Below are 18,535 nucleotides of genomic sequence, written 5' to 3' on the forward strand. Positions count from 1 at the left end.
CGAAAACCGCTTGGACTTTTTCGGGCGAAATGAGCCACGCATTCATTCCGGAATTTTTTGTCTATGGCGAACCGACGCATGCTCTCGACGTCGGCTTCTTCCATGTCGAAACCGTCCGGGCGCGCGAAGGGGTGCATCACGGCCGGGTGCAGCCGCACAAGCATCCGCAGCTGGGCCAGATCACCTACTGGACGAGCGGGCGCGGCACCTACCGGATCGAAGACGAGATATGGAGCTTTTCCGCTCCAACCGTGAGTTTCGTGCCGAGTGGCGTCGTTCATGGCTTCGAGATCGAGCCTGGCACGGATGCCGTCGTCATATCGATGGCTGACGACGCCCTGGCCATGCTCGCCGAACACACGCTGCTGCCTTTGGATACGCCGGTGCTGATCTGCGGTCGCGGCGAAGAGGTGCGCTGGCGGAGACTGCGAGACGCAATCCAGGCCGTTCAGACCGAATATGTCGAAGCCTTGCCCGGCATGGACAAAATTCTGCCGCCGCTGGTCGCGGTGGCGTTGTCCGGCATCGCGCGGCTCGGCACCGAACCGCAGCCGATCGAGCTGCCAGCCGTGGCGGCGCTCGCTGCGAAATTGCGCCGGCTGATCGATCGCAGCTTCCGGGAAGACTGGCCCGTGGAGCGCTATGTGGAGGCGCTCGGCACCACGCGGCATCTCCTCGACAAGGCTGCCCGGCAGGTCGTGGGCACGGGCGTGCGCCAGGCAATCAGCGAGCGGCGCCTGGTGGAAGCCAAGAGGCTGCTCGCTTTTACGGTCCGCTCGGTCGAGGACATCGCTTTCGAGGCCGGGTTCAACGATCCGGCCTACTTCTCGCGTTTCTTCCGCCATGCCACCGGTGTGTCGCCGGCGGCGTGGCGCAAAGGGCGCATGGGCGGCGGGTGATGCGCTAACTCAAGGTGCTGGAGCGCCGGCCTCAGGACGGCTGTCCGGCGTCTCGATAAACACGTGCCCGAAATTTTTCTTCGCGCCGTTTGTCCACGGCTGCGCCACCGGCGCGATAATTTGCTGCCCTTGAAGGAGCGGCGATGGACTGGGATGTTGCAATCGAGCGAAACCGGGAGGCGTTGAAGCGCATCCTCGCGATGCTTGTTGCGATGGTGGGACTGGCCGATGGCGAAACGACCCTGCCGCGCCGTTCCCACCGCGCCATTCTCGCTTTGCTGCGTCCGGTCGAGGCGGCCGCGCGCCGGCTGGTCATTGTGGTTGCGCGAGATTTGGTCGTGTCGCCGCGTCCGCGCAAGGTGAAGCCTCTACCCGACACGGTCTTCGTCCGGACCGGCAAAGGTACCGGCATCGTCCTGCCTTACGGCGTCAAGCCGTCGGCTATCCTGCCAAACCTTGTCTTGCGGCGTGCGGCGCCCCGCACGGTCGCCCTTCCGCTGCTCGATCCGCTGCCCAAATGGCCCGGTGGCCGCCACCGGCAGGTTGGCGGCGTGCCGCGTATCCTGGCACCCGGCTACAGCGAGCCGCGTTTCATCCCGGGTCGCTGTCGGCTTTCGCCCGATGACCGCATCGACGCGACGCGTCTCGCGCTCCGTCTCCAGGCGGTCGGACGCGCGCTGGACGATCTGCCGCGGGAGGCTCGGCGCTTCGCTCGCTGGCGCCGCCGCGCCGCCGCTGCGGGTGCGCAAAATCTGGAATCCGGCGCGGCGGGAAAGGTCCGTCGCGTCTGGCCGCTGCGCCCCGGTTGCCCGCCCGGCAGTTGCCGCGGCCCCGCGCACCAGGTCCACGAAGTTCTCGCCGATCTGCAATATTTCGCCTTCCGCGCACTGGAGCGGCGCGACAGTTCGTGACGGCGCGGATGTCCCGGGAACAGGAAGTCGAGGCGGTGCCGACAGGTGGCAGCGCCCCTTTTTCCATGCCTATCCGGCAGCACTCGCGGCGGTCAGGCCGGCATCCAGGCCTTCGGCGATCTTGGCGACATCGGCGGCGGTGATGACGAGCGGCGGCGACAGGATGATCATGTTGCCCGACACGCGCAGCATGACGCCGGCTTCGTAGGCGCCGTCGGCGACCTTGGCCATCGTCTTCTTGTCGACCGGCTTCTTGGAAGCACGATCGGACACCAGCTCCAGCGCAGCCATCAGGCCGGTGCCGCGCACATCGCCGACCAGCGCGTGCTTGGTCTTCAGCGCTTCCAGCGCCTTGCTAAGTTCGACGCCGCGCGCCGCCGCGTTCTCGTTGACGCCAAGGCGCTTGGTTTCGGCAAGGGCGGCAAGCCCGGCCGCGCAGCCGACAGGATGACCCGAATAGGTGTAGCCATGGCCGATGGCGCCGAAGCTGGTCTTGTCGGCCTCGAACACGTCGGCAACTTTCTGGCCGATGAGCGTGGCGCCGAGCGGGAAGTAGCCGCAGGTGATCGCCTTGGCGATGGTCATGAAGTCCGGTTTCACGTTCCACAGCCGCGAGCCCGACCAGGCGCCGGTGCGTCCGAAAGCCGTCACCACTTCGTCGGCGATCAGCAGGATATCGTGCCGGTCGCAGATCTCACGCACCAGCGGCATGAAGGTCTCCGGCGGCACGATGACGCCGCCCGCACCCAGCACCGGTTCCATGATGAAGGCAGCGATGGTGTCGGCGCCCTGGAAGGCAATCTCGTCCTCGATGGCGCGGGCGCAGAGTTTCGCCAGCCTGACCGGATCGGTTTCGTCATACGGGTTGCGATAGGCCCAGGGTGCCGGCGTGTGGAAGCAGCCCGGCAGCAGCGGCTCGTAGTTGCGGCGGAAATTGGCATTGCCATTGACCGAGGCGCCGCCAAAATGCGTGCCGTGATACCCTTTCTTCAATGCCAGGAACTTGGTGCGATCGCCCTGGCCACGGATCTTCCAGTGCTGGCGGGCAAGCCGCAGCGCCGTCTCGACGGAATCCGATCCGCCCGAGGTGAAGAAGGTGCGCACCATGCCTTCCGGCGCGAACCATTGCGACAATTCATAGGCCAGTTCGATCGACGGGCCGGTCGAGGTGCCACGGAAGCCGGAATAGTAGGGCAGGGCGTCAAGCTGGGCAGCGATCGCCTGCTTGATCGGGTCGCAATTGTAGCCAAGGTTGACGTTCCACAGGCCACCAACGGCGTCGAGCACGGTGCGGCCCTCGATGTCGGTCACATGCACGCCTTCGCCCTTCATGATCACCTTGGGCGGCGATGCCCGCATCTCGGCGGGATGAGCCATCGGGTGCCAGATCGGCTTGGCGTTGTTCTCGGCGAAGAAATTGGTGTCGCGCATCTGAAGTCTCCGATTCTAAAGGGTGAGGCCGAAATGGCCGAGCGCTTCGGCATAAGATCGGGCCGGGCTGGCCACGTCGAAATGAACGGGGCGCATGCCGGCGACGACCGCGCCATCGACGTTGCGTTTCTGGTCGTCGACGAAAACGCAGGCACTGGTGGGCAGGCCAAGCGCTTCGGCGACTGATTGGTAGGCGCGAAGATCCGGTTTCAGGATCTTCGTATAGGTTGCGTCGACGATGGTCTCGAACAGCGACAGCAGCGGCAGCCGGCCGCGGAAATCGGCGCCGTAGAACAGGTCGAGTTCGTTGGAGAGAATGGCCAGCCTCACGCCGGCGGCATGGGCCTTGCGGATGGCGCGATCGGCTTCGGGCCGCACCACCGCTTCGGGATCGGCGCCGCGCGCGCGGCGCACGAAGGTTTCCATCGTGTCCCATTCCTCGCCGACGAGTTGGCCAACCTCGCGCGTGCGGGTCTTCCAATAGTCGCGTTCGCTGATCTCGTCCGCCTGCATCGAGCGCCAGAGCGGATCGGAGGCGAGATCGAACGGCCCCTGCCAGGTGAGCGTGCCGGACCGGAGGCCGAGCGCCCGCTCCGTGAGTTCGTGTGTCTCGAACAGTGTCCTCGTGACGACGCCACCGAAATCGAGCACCAGCGCCTGCGGGCGCATGGCGGTCACGACGCCTGCCTCTGGCTCAGGCCGGGAGCGATGATGCCCTCGGCTACCCAGCGGTCGAAGATGGCGAGCGCCGTGCTGGCAAATTCCGGATCGTTGATATGGCCCTGGATTTCATGAAGCTCGACCGGCGCGGATACGGCATGGCGCATCTCGTCGGTGAAGGCTGCCAGCGCTTCGGGTTCATGCAGCGGCTCGCCGTCGCGGTCCCATTGCTGGATGCCGCCGGCCGGCAGGATGAAGGCGACCGGCGCTGTCGCCGTCGCGAGCTTTGCGCCGATAGCCCGGGCGATCGCCCGTCTTGCCTCGCCGCCGGACGTTACCGATGCCAGCAGCCGGTTGTGCGCGTGATAGGGCCGTTCGGCGAGCGTGTCTGGCACCGGCTTCCACGCCGGAAAATCGATCATGTCGATGGCGCCGGGCGCAACGATCTGCGGGATGGCCGCGCGGCCGGCGTTCTCCAGCCGGTCGACCCCGGACGACACGACGCTGTCGCTCAGATGGTTGGCCACTTCCTGCAGGCTGAAATCGAGGACCGCGACGAACTGCTTGCCAGCGGCGAGCGATTCCATGGCACGGCCGCCCATGCCGGTGGTGTGGAAGATGACGGTTTCGTAGCCGCGCTTCTCGAGTTCGGGCCGCAATGTCTTCATGTAGGAGAGGCAGGTTGTGCCGAGCGACGAGATTGCCACCGTCGGCAGGCCCTTGCGTGGTCTTTCGCTGGCGAGAGCGGCGCCGACCACCGCGCCCGAAGCCTGTGACAGCACGGCCTTGCAGGTGTCGTTCAGCCCGTAGAGGCCACCGGCCCACAGGATCATCATCAGGTCGGGAGCAACCCGCTCTGGCGGGATGAGGTGAGAGAAGGCGATGGTCGAGACGATGAATTTCGGAACGCCGATCGGCAGGGCAAGCGCGATGTCGAGGGCGAGGTCCGTGCCCATCGTGCCGCCGATGGCGATGAACCCGTCGATTTCACCGCTGTCGTTCAAGTTGCGCGCTAGGGTCGAAGCCCCTCTTGCCATCAGCTCCATGGCGCTGTTTTCGTCGCCCGACTGCGCGATTGCCTCGATCGTGGTGCCGATGGCCGCGGCCACGGCATGCTTGTCGTATTCGGGCCGGTAGGGCGGGTCGCCGAGCACACTGACATCGAGCATGACGGGATCGCCACCGGCCGCGCGAATGCGTGAGGCCATGTATTGCAGTTCGTCCGCCTTCGTGTCGCCTGTTCCGCACAGAAGGATCTTCGGGGGTCGCTTGGAGGTCATTCGTTCCGCTCTGGTTGTTCTTATTCGTTGGCCGCTTTGGCCCGGCGCCCGGTCAGGCGTTCGCTGATTTCGGCCGCGGCCCGCATCACGGCGAGACCAAGGGTTTCGACATCGCCGGGCTGAACGCGGGTGCGCGGCGCGGCAATCGCGATGGCGCCGATGGCGAGGCCACGCGCGCCGAGGATGGGGGCGGCGACGCTGGTGACGCCGTCCTCGTAACCCTGCGCGCCGATCGAATAGCCGCGTGCCCGCGCTGCCGTGATCAGGTCGCGAACCGAAGCCGCATCGGTCACCGTGTGCGGCGTGTAGCTCTCGAGCTCGCCCGACAGAGCGGCGGCCACGGTCTTCGCTTGTGAGAAAGCCAGGAAGGCAATGCCGGAAGCCGTGGCGTGCAGTGGCAGGATTTCGCCAAGCGGCACCGCGATGCGGTTGGCCTTGGGCGATTCGACCACATAGATCGAAACCAGGCCCCGGCTCGAATGTTCCGAGAAGTGAACGGTTTCGCCTGTCCTGGCGGCCAGTTCCTCGGCGATCGGCGTCGCCGTGCGCAGGAACGGGAATTGTGTTTCGCGCAGCAGCGCCAGGCGAGCGATGCCGACGCCGAGCCGGTAGAGCCGGCTTTCGGCATCCTGCTCCACCAATCCCTGCTCGATGAGGGCGACAAGCAGGCGCCGTGTCGTCGCCTTGTCGAACCCAGCCACGCGGGCGAGGTCGGCAAGGGCGCGCTCCGGCTCGCCTCTCCCCAACACATCGAGCAATGCCACGGCCTTGGCCACTGTGCTCATTGCGTGCCTGCTCCTCCAACAGATACTTAACGCGCGAATTAACTTGACAGGTAGCACGCGACTTTGCAAGTCTATTATCGAAATGCCGTTTTGAATAATGAAACGAAATAAAGCCGCCTCGGCGCTCCGGCATTTCCGAGAAGTTGTCACCCGCTTGGCGGGAATGGAGGAGGAACCTATGACGACTGCAGTGGAGACCGGTGAAGTAAACCGGCTGAGGAAGAACAGTCTCGGCGTCGGCGCCGTGACATTTCTAGTAGTTTCCGCCGCCGCGCCGCTCACCGCGGTTGCCGGTGGCGTGCCGCTTTCGATGATGATGGGCAATGGCGCCGGCATTCCCGGCACCTTCCTGATCGTCACCGCCGTACTGCTCATCTTCGCGGTGGGTTATGTCGCCATGGCCCGCCATGTCGCCAATGCCGGTGCCTTCTACGCCTACACGGCCAAAGGCCTGGGCGGTGCGCTCGGCGGCGCCGCGGCGCTCATCGCCATCCTCAGCTACAACGCCATGCAGATCGGCGTCTTCGGCATGTTCGGCGCGGCGACCGCCGGCCTGTTCGCCGGCTGGGGCATCAACCTGCCCTGGTGGGTCTGGTGTTTTATCGGCGTCGGGCTCGTCGGCATACTCGGCTATCGCCGGGTCGATCTGTCGGCCAAGATCCTGACGGTGCTGGTCCTGCTCGAATATCTGGTCGTGCTTGTGGTTGACCTCGCGATCCTGTTCAAGGGCGGCGATGCCGGGCTCAGCATGGCCTCGTTCACGCCGACCCAGGTCCTCAGCGGCGCACCGGCCATCGGCCTCCTGTTCTGCTTCGCTGCCTTCATCGGCGTCGAGGCGACGACCATCTATTCCGAGGAAGCGCGCGAGCCGCACCGCACCGTTCCGCGCGCCACCTACATCTCCATCCTCGTCATCGGCCTCTTCTACATGTTCACCAGCTGGCTGATGGTGAATGGCGAAGGCGTCGACAAGCTGGTGCCGTCGCTGAAGGCGCTCAGCGATCCGACCACCTTCCTGTTCGGCCTTTCGGACCGTTACGTCGGCTCCGGGCTGACCCAGTTGATGAGCATCCTGTTCGTGTCGAGCCTGTTTGCCGGGGTCGTCGCCTTCCACAACGGCGTCGCCCGCTATTTCTATGTCGCCGGCCGCGAGAAGCTGTTGCCGGAAAGCCTCGGCGTCACCCATCCGCTGTTCAAGAGCCCGCATGTCGGCTCGCTGATCCAGACGGCACTGGCCTTCGCGGTTATCGCCCTGTTCGCCGCGACCGGTCAGGATCCCGTGCTCGCGCTGTTTTCCTGGCTCACCAATGTCGGCACGCTTGGCGTGATTACGCTGATGGCGCTGACCTCGTTCTCGGTCTTCGCCTTCTTCGGCCGCAATCCTTCGCTGGAGGGCAATGTGTTCAAGGCAAAGGTTGCGCCGATCGTTGCCGGCCTGGTGCTTGCCTACATCATCGTCCAGATCGTGCTCAACTTCGGCAACCTGTCGGGCGCTTCCGGCACGCTCTCCTGGTTCCTGCCGTCGCTGGTGCTGATCGCCGCCGTGATCGGCATTGCCCTGGCATTGTCGCTGAAAAGCAAGGATCCGGCAGCGTTCGCCCAGCTTGGCAATGAGGTGAAGGATTAACGGGCATCCGGAGAGGCGGCGATACGCTGCCTCTCCCTATTCCAGGGGCACGTCATGACCTATGCAGACAGCATAACCGTCGAGGCGCTCGAAGCCGATCCTTATCCGATCTATGCGGAACTGCGCCGCAGCCAGCCGGTTGCCTTCGTGCCGGCGGTCAATCTCTGGTTCGTCACGCGCTGGAAAGATGTGGAGACGGTCGGCAAGACCCCCGACATCTTCTCCAATGTCGTCGGCACCTCGCCGGTCGAACGCTCCTTCGGCAAGCCGACCATTCTCACCACCGACGGAGAGGTCCATAGGGATCTGCGGACCGGCGTCGATCCCAAATATCGTCCACGCACCGTCGCCGGCTATGCCGGCGATCTCGTGCGCAACATCGCCGACCCCATTCTGGATGAACTGGCCAGGCAGGGTTCGGCCGAACTGATGGCCGACTATTTCGAACCGGTCTCGACGCTGGCCCTTGCCCATTCGCTGGGCTTGTATGACGTCGACGCGCCTACTTTGCGCCGTTGGTTCTACGGACTGGCGCAAGGGGCCATCAATTTCGAGAACGACCCCAAACGGCAGGCCATTGCCGATGCCATCAGCGCCGAAGTTGGCGCGGCCGTGCGGCCGACGCTGGAGCGGCTGGCGCACGAGCCGGACGGATCGGCCTTTTCGCATATGCTGCATGACGGCATGCCGGCTGGAGAGACACGGTCGATCGATTTCCTGATGCCGACCATCAAGGTCATCCTGCTGGGTGGCATGCAGGAACCGGGACATGGCGCCGGGTCGGTGTTGGCTGGCCTTCTGACGCATCCCGACCAGATGCGGGCGGTGTTGGCCGATCCGGAAACACTGGTGCCGAAGGCGGTCGACGAAGGCTTGCGGTGGGTCGCTCCGATCGGCACGCAGACCAAGCAAACGACACGCGCGGTCGAGCTTGGCGGCGCGACGATCCCGGCCGGCGCGCCTGTCGCGGCGCTGGTTTCTTCGGCCAGCCGCGACGAAAGCCGCTTTCCCGATCCCGACCGCTTCGACATCCATCGTGACCAGGGCAACCACGCCGCCTTCGGCTTCGGCCATCATTTCTGTTCGGGCCGTTTCTTCGCGCGCGAGCAGATGTGCCTGGCGCTGGCATTGCTGCTCGCCCGGTTCCCGAATATTCGGCTGGCGATGGATGAAGGCCCCGTGTTCCGGGGTTGGGAATTCCGCGCGCCGACGGCGCTTCATGTGACACTCGGAGACAAGACCTGATGGACCAGGCCACGATCGACACGCTGCGGCAGAAGCCCGTCGTAGCGCAAAGGCTCTTCATTGGCGGCGATTTCGCCGATAGCCGGGACGGGGCGACCCTGCCCGTCATCTCGCCGATCGACGGAACGGTACTGACGTCGATCGCCGACGCGGGAGCCCACGATGTCGATCGCGCGGTGGCGGCCGCGCGCGCTGCCTTCGAAAAGGGAAGCTGGTCGCGTGCGGCTCCGGCGGTGCGCAAGAAGGTGCTGTTGCGCCTGGCCGATCTGATCGAAAAACATGCGCTTGAACTGGCCGTGCTCGGCGTGCGCGACAACGGCACCGAGATCGGCATGGCCTACAAGGCCGAGCCTTTGTCGGCGGCGGCAACGTTCCGCTACTATGCGGAGGCCATCGACAAGGTCTATGGCGAGATCGCGCCGACGGCGCCAGATGTGCTGGGCCTCATCCATCGCGAGCCGCTCGGCGTCGTTGCCGCCATCGTGCCGTGGAATTTTCCGATGATGATCGGCGCCTGGAAAGTGGCGCCGGCACTCGCCGCCGGCAATTGTGTGGTGCTGAAGCCGGCCGAAGTGGCATCGCTGACACTGCTGCGCCTAGGCGAACTGGCCGCCGAGGCCGGCCTGCCGGAAGGCGTGCTCAATGTCGTTACCGGCCGCGGCACGGTCACCGGCGAGGCGCTTGGCCTGCACATGGATGTCGACGCCATCGCCTTCACCGGCTCCGGTCCGGTCGGCCGGCGGCTGCTCGACTATTCGGCCCGTTCGAATCTCAAGCGAGTCCATCTCGAGCTCGGCGGCAAATCGCCCAACATCGTCTTTGCAGATGCACCGGACCTCGACATTGCCGCCAAGGTTTCGGCCAACGGTATTTTCCGCAACGCCGGCCAGGTCTGCGTGGCCGGCTCGCGCCTGCTGGTGCAATCCTCGATCTACGATGCCTTCGTTGAGAAACTGGTCGCTGCGACCGCCAAGATGAAGGTGGGTGACCCGCTCGACGTGAAGTCGGACATCGGTGCGGTTAGCAGCATGGAACAGCTCAAGAAGGATCTGGGCCATGTGGCGACGGCGCTGGATGAGGGCGCGGGACTGGTCTCCGGCGGCCGGCGTATCCGCGAGGAGACCGGCGGCTACTATATGGAGCCGACCATCTTCGGTGACGTCGGTCCCGATATGACTGTCGCCCGCGAGGAAGTGTTCGGTCCCGTGCTTGCCGTGCAGCGGTTCAACGACGAGGCGGAAGCCGTGCGGCTCGCCAATGGAACGGTCTACGGGCTTGCCTCGGCGGTCTGGACGTCGAACCTCGCCAAGGCGCATCGCATGGTGCGCGCCGTCCGCGCCGGGGTGGTGCACGTCAACACCTATGGCGGGGCGGACCTGACCGTGCCGCTCGGCGGTTTCGGCCAGTCCGGTTTCGGGCGGGACAAGTCGCTGCACGCCTTCGACAAATATTCGGACCTGAAGACCGCCTGGATTTCGCTGGCGTAGGGGGCTGGCGGCGCAAGCGCGGTCCTTCGGGATCGCGCTTGCGAATGTTCTTGATTTGTTCTAGTCTGCGTGCTTTCGATTTTCAGGGAGTGCGCATCATGACCACTCAGCTTGAATTCGACCTCGGCGGACCCTATCCGCCACGGCCGCGAAAACCCGAACGACTCATCTTCATGCTGCTTCTGGAAGTCGCCAGTGCCGCATCGGCTGTCGGGGTAGCCTCAGGGCTGCTCGACCAATACGGTATCCAGGCGAAATTGCTGAGATATGGACGCCTGCATATCTCACTTCATCTGGTAGGAGACTTCAGACGGCTGCGCGACAAGTTCATCTTTGCTGCATCGCGCGCGGCAGATTCGATAAAATTGCAGCCCTTCGAAGTTTGCTTCGACCACGTCGTTACTTTTCCCCATAGCAGGCCCGGGAACCGCGCGACTGTCTTGCTCGGAGGCAGCCCAGAGCTTGTCGACCTACAACGTCATCTCGGTGATGCGATGATACGCAATGGCCTGAAAGCGAACCTGGGTTTCAACCCACATGTCACGCTCTTCTACAGTGGCCTCGCGGTGCCATTGCAGCGGGTTCGGCCTGTCCGTTTCGTCATCAAAGATTTCCTCCTTGTGCATAGCGAGCTTTGGTTGTCGAAATACAATATCCTCAGCCGATGGACGTGAAGCCGCCTATAGCCTTTGGTTCGATGGCTTCCTAAGCTCGTCCGCGCTATGTGATGCGCCGGACGTTGCATTGCCATCGCGGAGGAGAGGATGGATTTTTCGACGGTCGACCGCAGCTATGCGAAGGCGCGCGCGGAATTTCGCTTGCCCGCGCCGGAGCATTTCAACTTCGCCTTCGACGTGATCGATGACTGGGCCCAGCGTGACGACCGCACGGCGGTGATCGCCGTCTCGCGAGATGGCGAGGCGATCCAGCGCATTTCCTATTCGCAGCTTTCGCAAGGCTCGAACCGCCTTGCCAATGCATTGCGCCAGCTGGGCGTCGTGGCCGGGGACTTTGCCTGCGTCGTCATCGGCCGCGTGCCGGCCTGGTACACGGTTCTGTTCGGCTGCATGAAGGCGGGCGTGGTTTCGATGCCCGGCACCAACCTGCTCACCGCGCATGACCTCGCCTACCGGATCAACCATTCCAAGGCCACGGCGGTCATCGTCACCTCCGAGCACTGCGCCAAGGTCGACCAGATCCGTGCCGAATGCCCGACGCTGCGGACTTTCATCGTCGTCGACGGCGAACGCGAAGGCTGGCTGTCGCTCGACAAGCTGCTCGCCGAGGCGTCGCCGCAACTGGACCGCTCGGCATTTCCGCCGACACGTTCCACCGACATGATGATGGCCTATTTCACCTCCGGCACCACCTCGCTGCCGAAGATGGTGCCACGCGACCACGGCTATGCGCTGGCGCATGTGGCGACCGGGTTGTTCTGGATGGATCTCAGGCCCGGCGACGTGCACTGGTCGCTCACCGATACGGGCTGGGCCAAGGCCGCCTGGGGCATCCTGTTTCCGCAATTGATGCTCGGCACGCCGGCCGTGCTTTACAATGGCGACGGCGCCTTCGATGCCGACATGCATCTGAAGCTGATCGGCAAGCTCAAGGTCTCGACCTTCTGCGCACCGCCCACCGTCTACCGGCTGTTCGCGCAGCAGGATCTGAAACGCTACGATCTTTCCAGCCTGCGCCGCTCGCTGGGTGCCGGCGAGCCGCTTAATCCCGAGGTGATGCGCATCTGGAAGGAGGCGACCGGCACCACCATCGCCGACGGTTATGGCCAGACCGAGACCATCAACATCGTCGCCAATTTCCCGGGCGAGGAGGTGCGTTTCGGTTCGATGGGCAAGCCGGTGCCGGGCTACGATGTCGATGTCGTCGACGATGACGGCAAACGATTGCCCGACGAGGAGGTCGGCCATATCGCGGTCAGGATCACCGATCCTTATCCGGGCGGCCTGTTCCACGGCTACTACACCGGCAAGGCACTCGACACCGCCTCGTTCCGCCATGGCTGGTATTATACGGGCGACACCGCCCGGAGAGACAAGGATGGCTATCTCTGGTTCGTCGGCCGTTCCGACGACCTGATCTCGTCGGCCGGCTATCGCATCAGCCCGTTCGAGGTCGAAAGCGCGCTGATCGAACACAAGGCGGTCGCCGAAAGCGCGGTGGTGGGCAAGCCGGACCCGACGCGCGGGCAGATCGTCAAGGCCTATGTCATCCTCGCCAAGGGTTTTGCGCCGTCGGACGAGTTGGCGCGCGACATCCAGGATTTCTGCCGTAACCTCACCGCGCCCTACAAATATCCGCGCGAGATCGAGTTCGTCGACGCGCTGCCCAAGACTATCTCCGGCAAGATCCGCCGGGTGGAGCTCAGGCAAGCCAGCAAGAAATAGGCGGCAAGGCCGGCTCAGGCCGCGTCGCGATTGGTCAGCGCGATGTGGCAGCAGCCGCTGCCATGACCGGGCGTCCAGGTGACGTTGTCGAAGCGCACGCCCGTCGCCTCGAACAGGCCGCGGTCGAAGGCGCCGGCTATACGGCAGAGCGTCGCCAGCCGTTCCTCGCCGACGCCGGCTTCCACCCAGGCGTCTTTCAGCGGACAGCGCTTCACCTTGAAGGCGATGCGGTCCGCCGCGCGCTCGATATCGGTCGGATACATCCTCCCGTCATCCGGGCTGACCGCCAGAAAGGCCTCGCCGATGGCGCGCGCATCGTTGGGACCGAAGCGTGAGAAAGCTGTCGTTGCAACTTCCTGGCCACGTTTTTCGATGGCGCGAACCATGATCGCCTCGGCCTGTTCGGCGTCCAATTCGGCCGTCAGTTCTTCCAACATCAGCCGGTAGAGATCGGCACGGTTGCGGAAGGCGGAATCGAGCTCGCGCGCGAGTTTCTCCGCTCTGGCGTCGGGGTCGGTCATGAGGCGTCCTGCGTGGCTTTTCTGGTCAACTTCGGCGCGGCGGCAACAAGCGCCTTGCCTATGTTGGAGTGCGGATTGTCGATGACGGCACGAGCGTCGCCCTGCTCGGCGATGCGCCCGCCATCCAGAAGGATGATGCGATGCGCGAAGGCACGCACCACGCCAAGGTCGTGGGAAACGAACAGATAGGCGATGCGTTCCTCGCGTTGCAGATCGAGCAGCAATTCGAGGATCTGGCCACGCACTGAAACGTCCAGCGCCGAGACGGCTTCGTCCAGCACGATCAGCGACGGTTTGGTGGCTATGGCGCGCGCGATCGCCACGCGCTGGCGCTGGCCGCCGGAAATCTCATGAATGTGTAGATGAGCCAGATCGGGCGACAGGCCGACACGCTCGAGCAGGGCGGCGATGCGGTTTGGCCGCTCGCTGCGGCCAGCAAGTCCATGGATGCGCAACGGGTCATCCAGCACGCGCGCCACCGTGGCGCGGGGGTTGAGCGCGGCGAGCGGGTCCTGGAACACCATTTGCAGCCGCGCCCGCCTCGCGCGCAGCGCCGCTCCACGCAGGGCCAGGAAATCCTCGCCCTCGAATGTTACCTGGCCGGCATCCGGCTCGATCAGCCGCAGGATCAGTCGCGCGATGGTCGATTTGCCGGAGCCCGAGGGGCCGGCGAGCGCCAGCGTCTCGCCCGGAGCAATCGAGAAGGAAATATCGTCGGCGGCGGCGACGCTTACTGCCCCGCGTCGGAACCGTTTGCTCAGGCCCGAGACGACAAGCAGCGGCTCAGACATGGCCATGCTCCGTCGTCGGGATCATCGGCGTCGCGTCGAGCCCGATATGGGCGGCGAGCAGCTTTTTCGTATAGGCATGCGCAGGTGCCTGGATGACCGCGTCCGCGCTTCCCAGTTCGACCATCTTGCCATTGCTGAAGACGGCGATCCGGTCTGCCAGTTCGGCGGCGAGCGCGATGTCGTGGCTGACGAACAGCAGCGCCATGCCATCCTCGCTCACCAATTGCCGGATCAGTGCAACGATCTCGGCCTGGACGATGGTGTCGAGCGCGCTGGTTGCTTCGTCGGCGATCAGCAATTTGGGGCTGGCGGCGATTGCTGCGGCAATCGCAACCCGCTGCTTCTGGCCGCCGGACAGCTGGTGCGGAAAGGCGTGCAGCACCGTTTCCGGGTTTGGCAATTTCACCCGGCGCAAGAGGTCGAGCGCGCGGTTTTCGGCATCCGCCCATGACAGGCCAAGATGCGCGCGGGCCACCTCCGCCACCTGCCGGCCGATCGCCATCACCGGGTCGAGACTGGCGGCGGCGTCCTGGAAAACGAAGCCGATGTCGCGGCCGCCAGTCGGCACGCGTGACTGCCCCGACCACAGGATCGCACCGTCCACTTTTGCCGTGAGCGGCAACAACCCGGCAATGGCCAGCGCCAGCGTGCTCTTGCCGGAACCGCTTTCGCCGATGATGGCCAGCCGCTCGCCGGCGGCGATGTCGAGATCGATGCCGGCAAGCGAGGGCGCACCGTCGCGCCGGTAGCTGACCGACAGGTCGCGGATCGAGACGAGCGGGGCGGTCACGACAGGCCCTTCCTGACGGCCGTGCCTTCGACAATGCCTTCCCCGGCGAGGTAGACGCCAAGCACGGTCAGCACCAAGGCGATGCCAGGGACGATCGACAGAAAGGGAGCCGAGCGCAGAACCGTGCGGCCCTCGGCGATCATGCCGCCCCAGGTGACGCGGTTGGGGTCGCCTAGGCCGAGGAAGGACAAGGCAGCCTCGATGAGGATTGCCGACGCGACGATCACCGACGACAGCGCCAGCACCGGCGGCAGGGCATTGGGAAGGACTTCGCGCAGCGCGATCTCCAGCGGGCGCATGCCGATGACACGCGCGCCGGCGACGAAATCGCGTTCGCGGATCGACAGAACCTCGGCGCGGGCGACGCGCGCCGGGCCGGTCCAGGCCGACAGCGCGATGGCGATGACGACGACGGCCAGCGACGGCCCGACGACGCTGACGAAGGCCAGGGCCAGCAGGAAGGAAGGCACGGTCTGGAAGGCGTCGGTGATGCGCATCAGCGCTTCGTCGACGATACCGCCGGCAAAGCCGGCCAAGGTGCCGATCACCGCGCCGACGGCAATCGCCGCCGCCGCCGCGGCAAGCCCGACGGCCAGCGACGTGCGAGCGCCGTGGAAGAGTTCCGCCATCACGTCTCGCCCCAGCCTGTCGGTGCCGAGCGGCAGCGCCCAATCCTGGAAAGGCGGCAGCAACGGTGCGCCCTTGATGGCCAGCGGATCGCCCGGAAACAGCAGCGGCGCCGTCAGCGCCATCGTTGCCAGCAGCGCCAGGATGCCGAGCCCAACCAACGCTTCCGGTGTGTTCGCCAGCCGCCTCATGCACCAGCCTCGCTGGCACCGACGCGCGGATCGAGGAAGGCATAGGCGATGTCGACCAGAAGGTTGATGAGAATGACCAGAACGGCACTCACCAGAATGATGCCGAGCAACAGCGGCGTGTCGCGCAATGCCACCGCCTCCTGCGCCAGCTTGCCGAGGCCGGGCACCGAAAAGATGCTTTCGATGACGACGCTGCCGCCCAGCATCTGGGCGGACTGCAGGCCGAGCATGGTGACCAGCGGCAGCAACGCATTGCGCGCGACATGGGCGAGCACGATGCGCCGGCGGGAAAGTCCTCTGGCGCGGGCGGCGCGCACGAAATCCAGCCGCCACACCTCTGCCATGCCGGCGCGCATCATTCTCAGGTAAAGCGCCAGATAGATGAGCCCGAGCGACGTCACCGGCAGAACGAGGTGGTTGGTTATGTCGGCGGCGCGGGCGAAACCGGTCTTGCCGGAAGCCACCGTCTCGAAGCCGGCGATCGGGAACCAGCGCAGATCGACGGCAAAGACGATGACCAGCACCAGCGCCAGCCAGAAACCGGGCACCGCATAAAGGGCGAGCGAAGCGGTCGACAGAAAACGGTCTAGAAAACTGCCGGGCCGTGCGCCGGCATAGATGCCCAACGCCGAACCGAGGCCGAAGGACAGGGCGGTGGCGCTGCCCATCAGCAGCAACGTCACCGGCAAACGTTCGAAAATGACGTCGCGGATCGGTCGCGAGAAGGCGACCGAGTGGCCGAGGTCGAAATGCAGTAACGCCCAAAGATAACTGGCAAGCCGCGTCACAGCGGACTGGTCGAGGCCCCATTGCTGGCGCAGCGCTTCGACCAATCCAGCGTCGCCGCCGGTCGAAACGACATAGGCATCGACCGCGTCGCCGGGAGCCGCCTCAAGCAGCAGGAAGGTGCCGACAACAACGATCAGAAGCACGAAGACGGAGCCGACGAGGCGTCGGCGCAAGAGAAGCAGGGCACGGTTCATGGGTGCAAAGACACCGAGGTCACAGCCGCCGAGCTTATCCGCGAGCGGCTGCCGACCTCAAGCGCCGATGGGACCTACTTCGCCACCCAGGCGTCCGCCCAGTTGGACACAGCCCAGCGCGGATTGTCGGCGATGTTGCCGACACTTTCATTGGCGACCGAGATGAAGGTCCAGTCGGCAACGTTGATGAAGGGCAGATCCTCGGCCACCTTCTTCTGGAATTCCTTGTAGAGGTCGGTACGCGCCTTGGTGTCCAGTGTTCCGGCCGCCTTGGCGATAAGCGCGTCGATCCCGGCATTCTTGTAGCCGCCCTGGTTGGAGAAGGGCACGCCGTCGGGAATGCCGCTCTGCGCCAGGATGGTGGTGGAGATCGCCGGGTCGCCGCGGAACACCGGCGGGCCCACCGCGAGATCGAAGGCGTGGTCGGTGTAGACCGCCTTGATATGCGCGGCGGAATCGTTGTTGACCAGTTCCGCGTCAATGCCGATGGCGGCGAGTGCCTGGCGCAGATAGTCGCCGAATTGCTTGGTCTCGTTGAAATAGGGTGCTGGCAGAAGCTTCAGCTTGAAGCGGGTGCCGTCGGCGCCGCGCTTGTAGCCGGCCTCGTCGAGCAGCGCGTTGGCCTTGGCGACATCGAAGGCGTAGGCCGGCACTTCGGCGGTGTAGAACTGCTTATCGTTCTTCGGCACCGGCCCGCTGGCGGTCTCGGCATAGCCGAGGAAAACCGTCTTGACGACGAAGTCCTTGTCGATGGCGTGCGCGATGGCCTGTCGTACCTTGAGGTCGGCCAGTTCCTTGCGGCGATGGTTGATTTCCACCACCAACTGATAGGTCAGCCCCTCGTAGCCCTTGGTGACGACCTTGAGGCCCGGCACCTTGGCAATGCGGGCAAGATCGGCCAGCGGCACTGCCGAGAAGGCGGCGAGCTGGATCTGCTCGGCTTCCAGCGCGTTGGCGGCCGCCGAGCGGTCCGGCAGCACTAGATAGACGATCTCGTCCAGATAAGGCTCGCTCTTGCCCCAATAGCTGTCGTTCCTGGTCAGCCGGTAGTATTGGCCGGCCTTGTATTCGGCGAATTTGAACGGGCCGGTGCCGACCGGCGCGGCATTGGCCGGGTTCTCCTCGATCTTGCCGTTCTCATAGATGTGCTTGGGCACGACGCTGGTCAGCGCCGGCAGCGCGTTGCGGATCAGCTGGAACGGCGTCGGTTTGGCGAATTTGAAGACGGCGGTGTGTTCGTCCGGCGTTTCGACAGCTTCCAGATCCTTGAAGACGACGCGGCCGAGGTTCTGCAGCGGTTTCCATATCTGCAGCGCGGAGAAGGCGACGTCGGCCGAGGTGAACGGCTTGCCGTCGTGCCAGGTCACGCCTTCGCGCAATTTGAAGGTGGCCGATTTTCCGTCTTCCGAGCCCTCCCAGCTGACGGCGAGGCGAGGGCTTAGCCCATCCTTGCCTTCATAGTCGGCTTCGGCGAGCGGCTCGACGATCTTGGACGAAATGAAGAAGACGCCGTTGGAGGCGACGATCGCCGGGTTCAGGTTGCGCGGCTCGGAATCGGCGGCAACCGTCAGGCGTCCGCCCTTCTTCGGCTCCTGCGCCCAGCCGATCGTCGGCAGGGCCGTGGAGGCGAGCAGCAGGGCCGCGCCTGAAAGCACCGAACGCCTGGTGATGCTGAAATCCGACATGACTGAACTCCCCGCCAAACCGCCCACTGCCGTGAGCTTGCAAATTCCGGACGAGCTCCCGATCCGCCCATCCCAACGGCGCGGATTATGGACTTTGTCCGGCGTTTCGCCAGAGAAGGAATTGGCGCAAACGGCCCTGGCGTTGAAATTTCCATCCGCTGGACCAGCGTGGATGTCGGCAAGGGACGTTGCGGTTTGGTGGGCTGCGTGAGACAGCAGA

At 64.8% G+C, this 18,535-nt stretch carries 17 protein-coding genes; 7 read left to right on the forward strand and 10 right to left on the reverse strand.

Annotated features, from left to right (window positions below):
* Positions 1-29: 29 nt before the first annotated feature.
* Positions 30-899: a helix-turn-helix domain-containing protein gene (locus FZF13_RS13540; protein WP_024926386.1), complete on the forward strand. Its 870-nt coding sequence runs from the start codon at positions 30-32 to the stop codon at positions 897-899.
* A 143-nt stretch (positions 900-1,042) separates the two neighbouring features.
* Positions 1,043-1,810: a hypothetical protein gene (locus FZF13_RS13545; RefSeq protein ID WP_024926385.1), complete on the forward strand. Its 768-nt coding sequence runs from the start codon at positions 1,043-1,045 to the stop codon at positions 1,808-1,810.
* Between the two features lie 69 nt (positions 1,811-1,879).
* Here the strand turns inward: FZF13_RS13545 and FZF13_RS13550 are convergent, their stop codons facing one another.
* The 4 genes from FZF13_RS13550 to FZF13_RS13565 are packed head-to-tail and all read right to left on the reverse strand — an operon-like array spanning position 1,880 to position 5,966.
* Positions 1,880-3,241 carry an aminotransferase class III-fold pyridoxal phosphate-dependent enzyme gene (locus FZF13_RS13550; protein ID WP_024926384.1) on the reverse strand — a complete coding sequence of 454 codons (1,362 nt, stop codon included), beginning with the start codon at positions 3,239-3,241 and terminating at the stop codon, positions 1,880-1,882.
* Positions 3,242-3,256: 15 nt separating this feature from the next.
* Positions 3,257-3,910 carry an HAD family hydrolase gene (locus FZF13_RS13555; RefSeq protein ID WP_171020936.1) on the reverse strand — a complete coding sequence of 218 codons (654 nt, stop codon included), beginning with the start codon at positions 3,908-3,910 and terminating at the stop codon, positions 3,257-3,259.
* Positions 3,911-3,915: 5 nt separating this feature from the next.
* Positions 3,916-5,181 (reverse strand): Tm-1-like ATP-binding domain-containing protein, encoded by a 1,266-nt coding sequence (locus FZF13_RS13560; protein WP_024926382.1) that lies wholly within the window; start codon positions 5,179-5,181, stop codon positions 3,916-3,918.
* A 20-nt stretch (positions 5,182-5,201) separates the two neighbouring features.
* A complete protein-coding gene (locus FZF13_RS13565; RefSeq protein ID WP_024926381.1) occupies positions 5,202-5,966 on the reverse strand; it encodes an IclR family transcriptional regulator in 765 nt (254 codons plus the stop codon).
* A gap of 178 nt (positions 5,967-6,144) precedes the next feature.
* On the opposite strand from FZF13_RS13565, the gene FZF13_RS13570 reads away from it, so the two are divergent.
* From FZF13_RS13570 to FZF13_RS13590, 5 genes are all read left to right on the forward strand, one after another.
* On the forward strand, positions 6,145-7,593 hold the full coding sequence (locus tag FZF13_RS13570; protein WP_024926380.1) for an APC family permease: 1,449 nt from the start codon (positions 6,145-6,147) through the stop codon (positions 7,591-7,593).
* 54 nt (positions 7,594-7,647) lie between these two features.
* On the forward strand, positions 7,648-8,838 hold the full coding sequence (locus tag FZF13_RS13575) for a cytochrome P450 (protein ID WP_024926379.1): 1,191 nt from the start codon (positions 7,648-7,650) through the stop codon (positions 8,836-8,838).
* Positions 8,838-10,325 carry an aldehyde dehydrogenase gene (locus tag FZF13_RS13580; RefSeq protein ID WP_024926378.1) on the forward strand — a complete coding sequence of 496 codons (1,488 nt, stop codon included), beginning with the start codon at positions 8,838-8,840 and terminating at the stop codon, positions 10,323-10,325. The genes FZF13_RS13575 and FZF13_RS13580 overlap by 1 nt, the downstream gene beginning before the upstream one ends.
* A 98-nt stretch (positions 10,326-10,423) precedes the next feature.
* On the forward strand, positions 10,424-10,999 hold the full coding sequence (locus tag FZF13_RS13585) for a 2'-5' RNA ligase family protein (protein ID WP_065997006.1): 576 nt from the start codon (positions 10,424-10,426) through the stop codon (positions 10,997-10,999).
* A gap of 90 nt (positions 11,000-11,089) precedes the next feature.
* Positions 11,090-12,727 (forward strand): acetate--CoA ligase, encoded by a 1,638-nt coding sequence (locus tag FZF13_RS13590; RefSeq protein WP_024926376.1) that lies wholly within the window; start codon positions 11,090-11,092, stop codon positions 12,725-12,727.
* A 14-nt stretch (positions 12,728-12,741) separates the two neighbouring features.
* Here FZF13_RS13590 and FZF13_RS13595 read toward each other — a convergent pair whose 3' ends face one another.
* The 6 genes from FZF13_RS13595 to FZF13_RS13620 form a co-directional block, all read right to left on the reverse strand.
* Positions 12,742-13,248, reverse strand: a complete 507-nt coding sequence (locus FZF13_RS13595) for an L-2-amino-thiazoline-4-carboxylic acid hydrolase (protein ID WP_024926375.1) — start codon at positions 13,246-13,248, stop codon at positions 12,742-12,744.
* Complete coding sequence (locus FZF13_RS13600) at positions 13,245-14,039, reverse strand: ABC transporter ATP-binding protein (protein WP_024926374.1); 795 nt, start codon at positions 14,037-14,039, stop codon at positions 13,245-13,247. The genes FZF13_RS13595 and FZF13_RS13600 overlap by 4 nt, the downstream gene beginning before the upstream one ends.
* Positions 14,032-14,829 carry an ABC transporter ATP-binding protein gene (locus FZF13_RS13605; protein WP_024926373.1) on the reverse strand — a complete coding sequence of 266 codons (798 nt, stop codon included), beginning with the start codon at positions 14,827-14,829 and terminating at the stop codon, positions 14,032-14,034. Before FZF13_RS13605 ends, FZF13_RS13600 begins: the two co-directional genes overlap by 8 nt.
* Complete coding sequence (locus FZF13_RS13610; protein WP_024926372.1) at positions 14,826-15,647, reverse strand: ABC transporter permease; 822 nt, start codon at positions 15,645-15,647, stop codon at positions 14,826-14,828. The genes FZF13_RS13605 and FZF13_RS13610 overlap by 4 nt, the downstream gene beginning before the upstream one ends.
* On the reverse strand, positions 15,644-16,630 hold the full coding sequence (locus tag FZF13_RS13615) for an ABC transporter permease (protein ID WP_024926371.1): 987 nt from the start codon (positions 16,628-16,630) through the stop codon (positions 15,644-15,646). The genes FZF13_RS13610 and FZF13_RS13615 overlap by 4 nt, the downstream gene beginning before the upstream one ends.
* 74 nt (positions 16,631-16,704) lie before the next feature.
* Positions 16,705-18,315 carry an ABC transporter substrate-binding protein gene (locus FZF13_RS13620; protein WP_024926370.1) on the reverse strand — a complete coding sequence of 537 codons (1,611 nt, stop codon included), beginning with the start codon at positions 18,313-18,315 and terminating at the stop codon, positions 16,705-16,707.
* Between the last annotated feature and the right edge of the window lie 220 nt (positions 18,316-18,535).

The sequence above is a fragment of the Mesorhizobium terrae genome (assembly GCF_008727715.1).
Classification (GTDB): Bacteria; Pseudomonadota; Alphaproteobacteria; order Rhizobiales; family Rhizobiaceae; genus Mesorhizobium; species Mesorhizobium terrae.

Bases quoted from the DNA above. Each gene is read 5' to 3' on its own strand.
- FZF13_RS13590 (WP_024926376.1), top strand. From the start codon at position 11,090: ATGGATTTTTCGACGGTCGACCGCAGCTATGCGAAGGCGCGCGCGGAA.
- FZF13_RS13560 (WP_024926382.1), bottom strand. From the start codon at position 5,181: ATGACCTCCAAGCGACCCCCGAAGATCCTTCTGTGCGGAACAGGCGAC.
- FZF13_RS13565 (WP_024926381.1), bottom strand. From the start codon at position 5,966: ATGAGCACAGTGGCCAAGGCCGTGGCATTGCTCGATGTGTTGGGGAGA.
- FZF13_RS13600 (WP_024926374.1), bottom strand. From the start codon at position 14,039: ATGTCTGAGCCGCTGCTTGTCGTCTCGGGCCTGAGCAAACGGTTCCGA.
- FZF13_RS13610 (WP_024926372.1), bottom strand. From the start codon at position 15,647: ATGAGGCGGCTGGCGAACACACCGGAAGCGTTGGTTGGGCTCGGCATC.
- FZF13_RS13540 (WP_024926386.1), top strand. From the start codon at position 30: ATGAGCCACGCATTCATTCCGGAATTTTTTGTCTATGGCGAACCGACG.
- FZF13_RS13550 (WP_024926384.1), bottom strand. From the start codon at position 3,241: ATGCGCGACACCAATTTCTTCGCCGAGAACAACGCCAAGCCGATCTGG.
- FZF13_RS13545 (WP_024926385.1), top strand. From the start codon at position 1,043: ATGGACTGGGATGTTGCAATCGAGCGAAACCGGGAGGCGTTGAAGCGC.
- FZF13_RS13620 (WP_024926370.1), bottom strand. From the start codon at position 18,315: ATGTCGGATTTCAGCATCACCAGGCGTTCGGTGCTTTCAGGCGCGGCC.
- FZF13_RS13555 (WP_171020936.1), bottom strand. From the start codon at position 3,910: ATGCGCCCGCAGGCGCTGGTGCTCGATTTCGGTGGCGTCGTCACGAGG.
- FZF13_RS13585 (WP_065997006.1), top strand. From the start codon at position 10,424: ATGACCACTCAGCTTGAATTCGACCTCGGCGGACCCTATCCGCCACGG.
- FZF13_RS13595 (WP_024926375.1), bottom strand. From the start codon at position 13,248: ATGACCGACCCCGACGCCAGAGCGGAGAAACTCGCGCGCGAGCTCGAT.
- FZF13_RS13615 (WP_024926371.1), bottom strand. From the start codon at position 16,630: ATGAACCGTGCCCTGCTTCTCTTGCGCCGACGCCTCGTCGGCTCCGTC.
- FZF13_RS13575 (WP_024926379.1), top strand. From the start codon at position 7,648: ATGACCTATGCAGACAGCATAACCGTCGAGGCGCTCGAAGCCGATCCT.
- FZF13_RS13580 (WP_024926378.1), top strand. From the start codon at position 8,838: ATGGACCAGGCCACGATCGACACGCTGCGGCAGAAGCCCGTCGTAGCG.
- FZF13_RS13570 (WP_024926380.1), top strand. From the start codon at position 6,145: ATGACGACTGCAGTGGAGACCGGTGAAGTAAACCGGCTGAGGAAGAAC.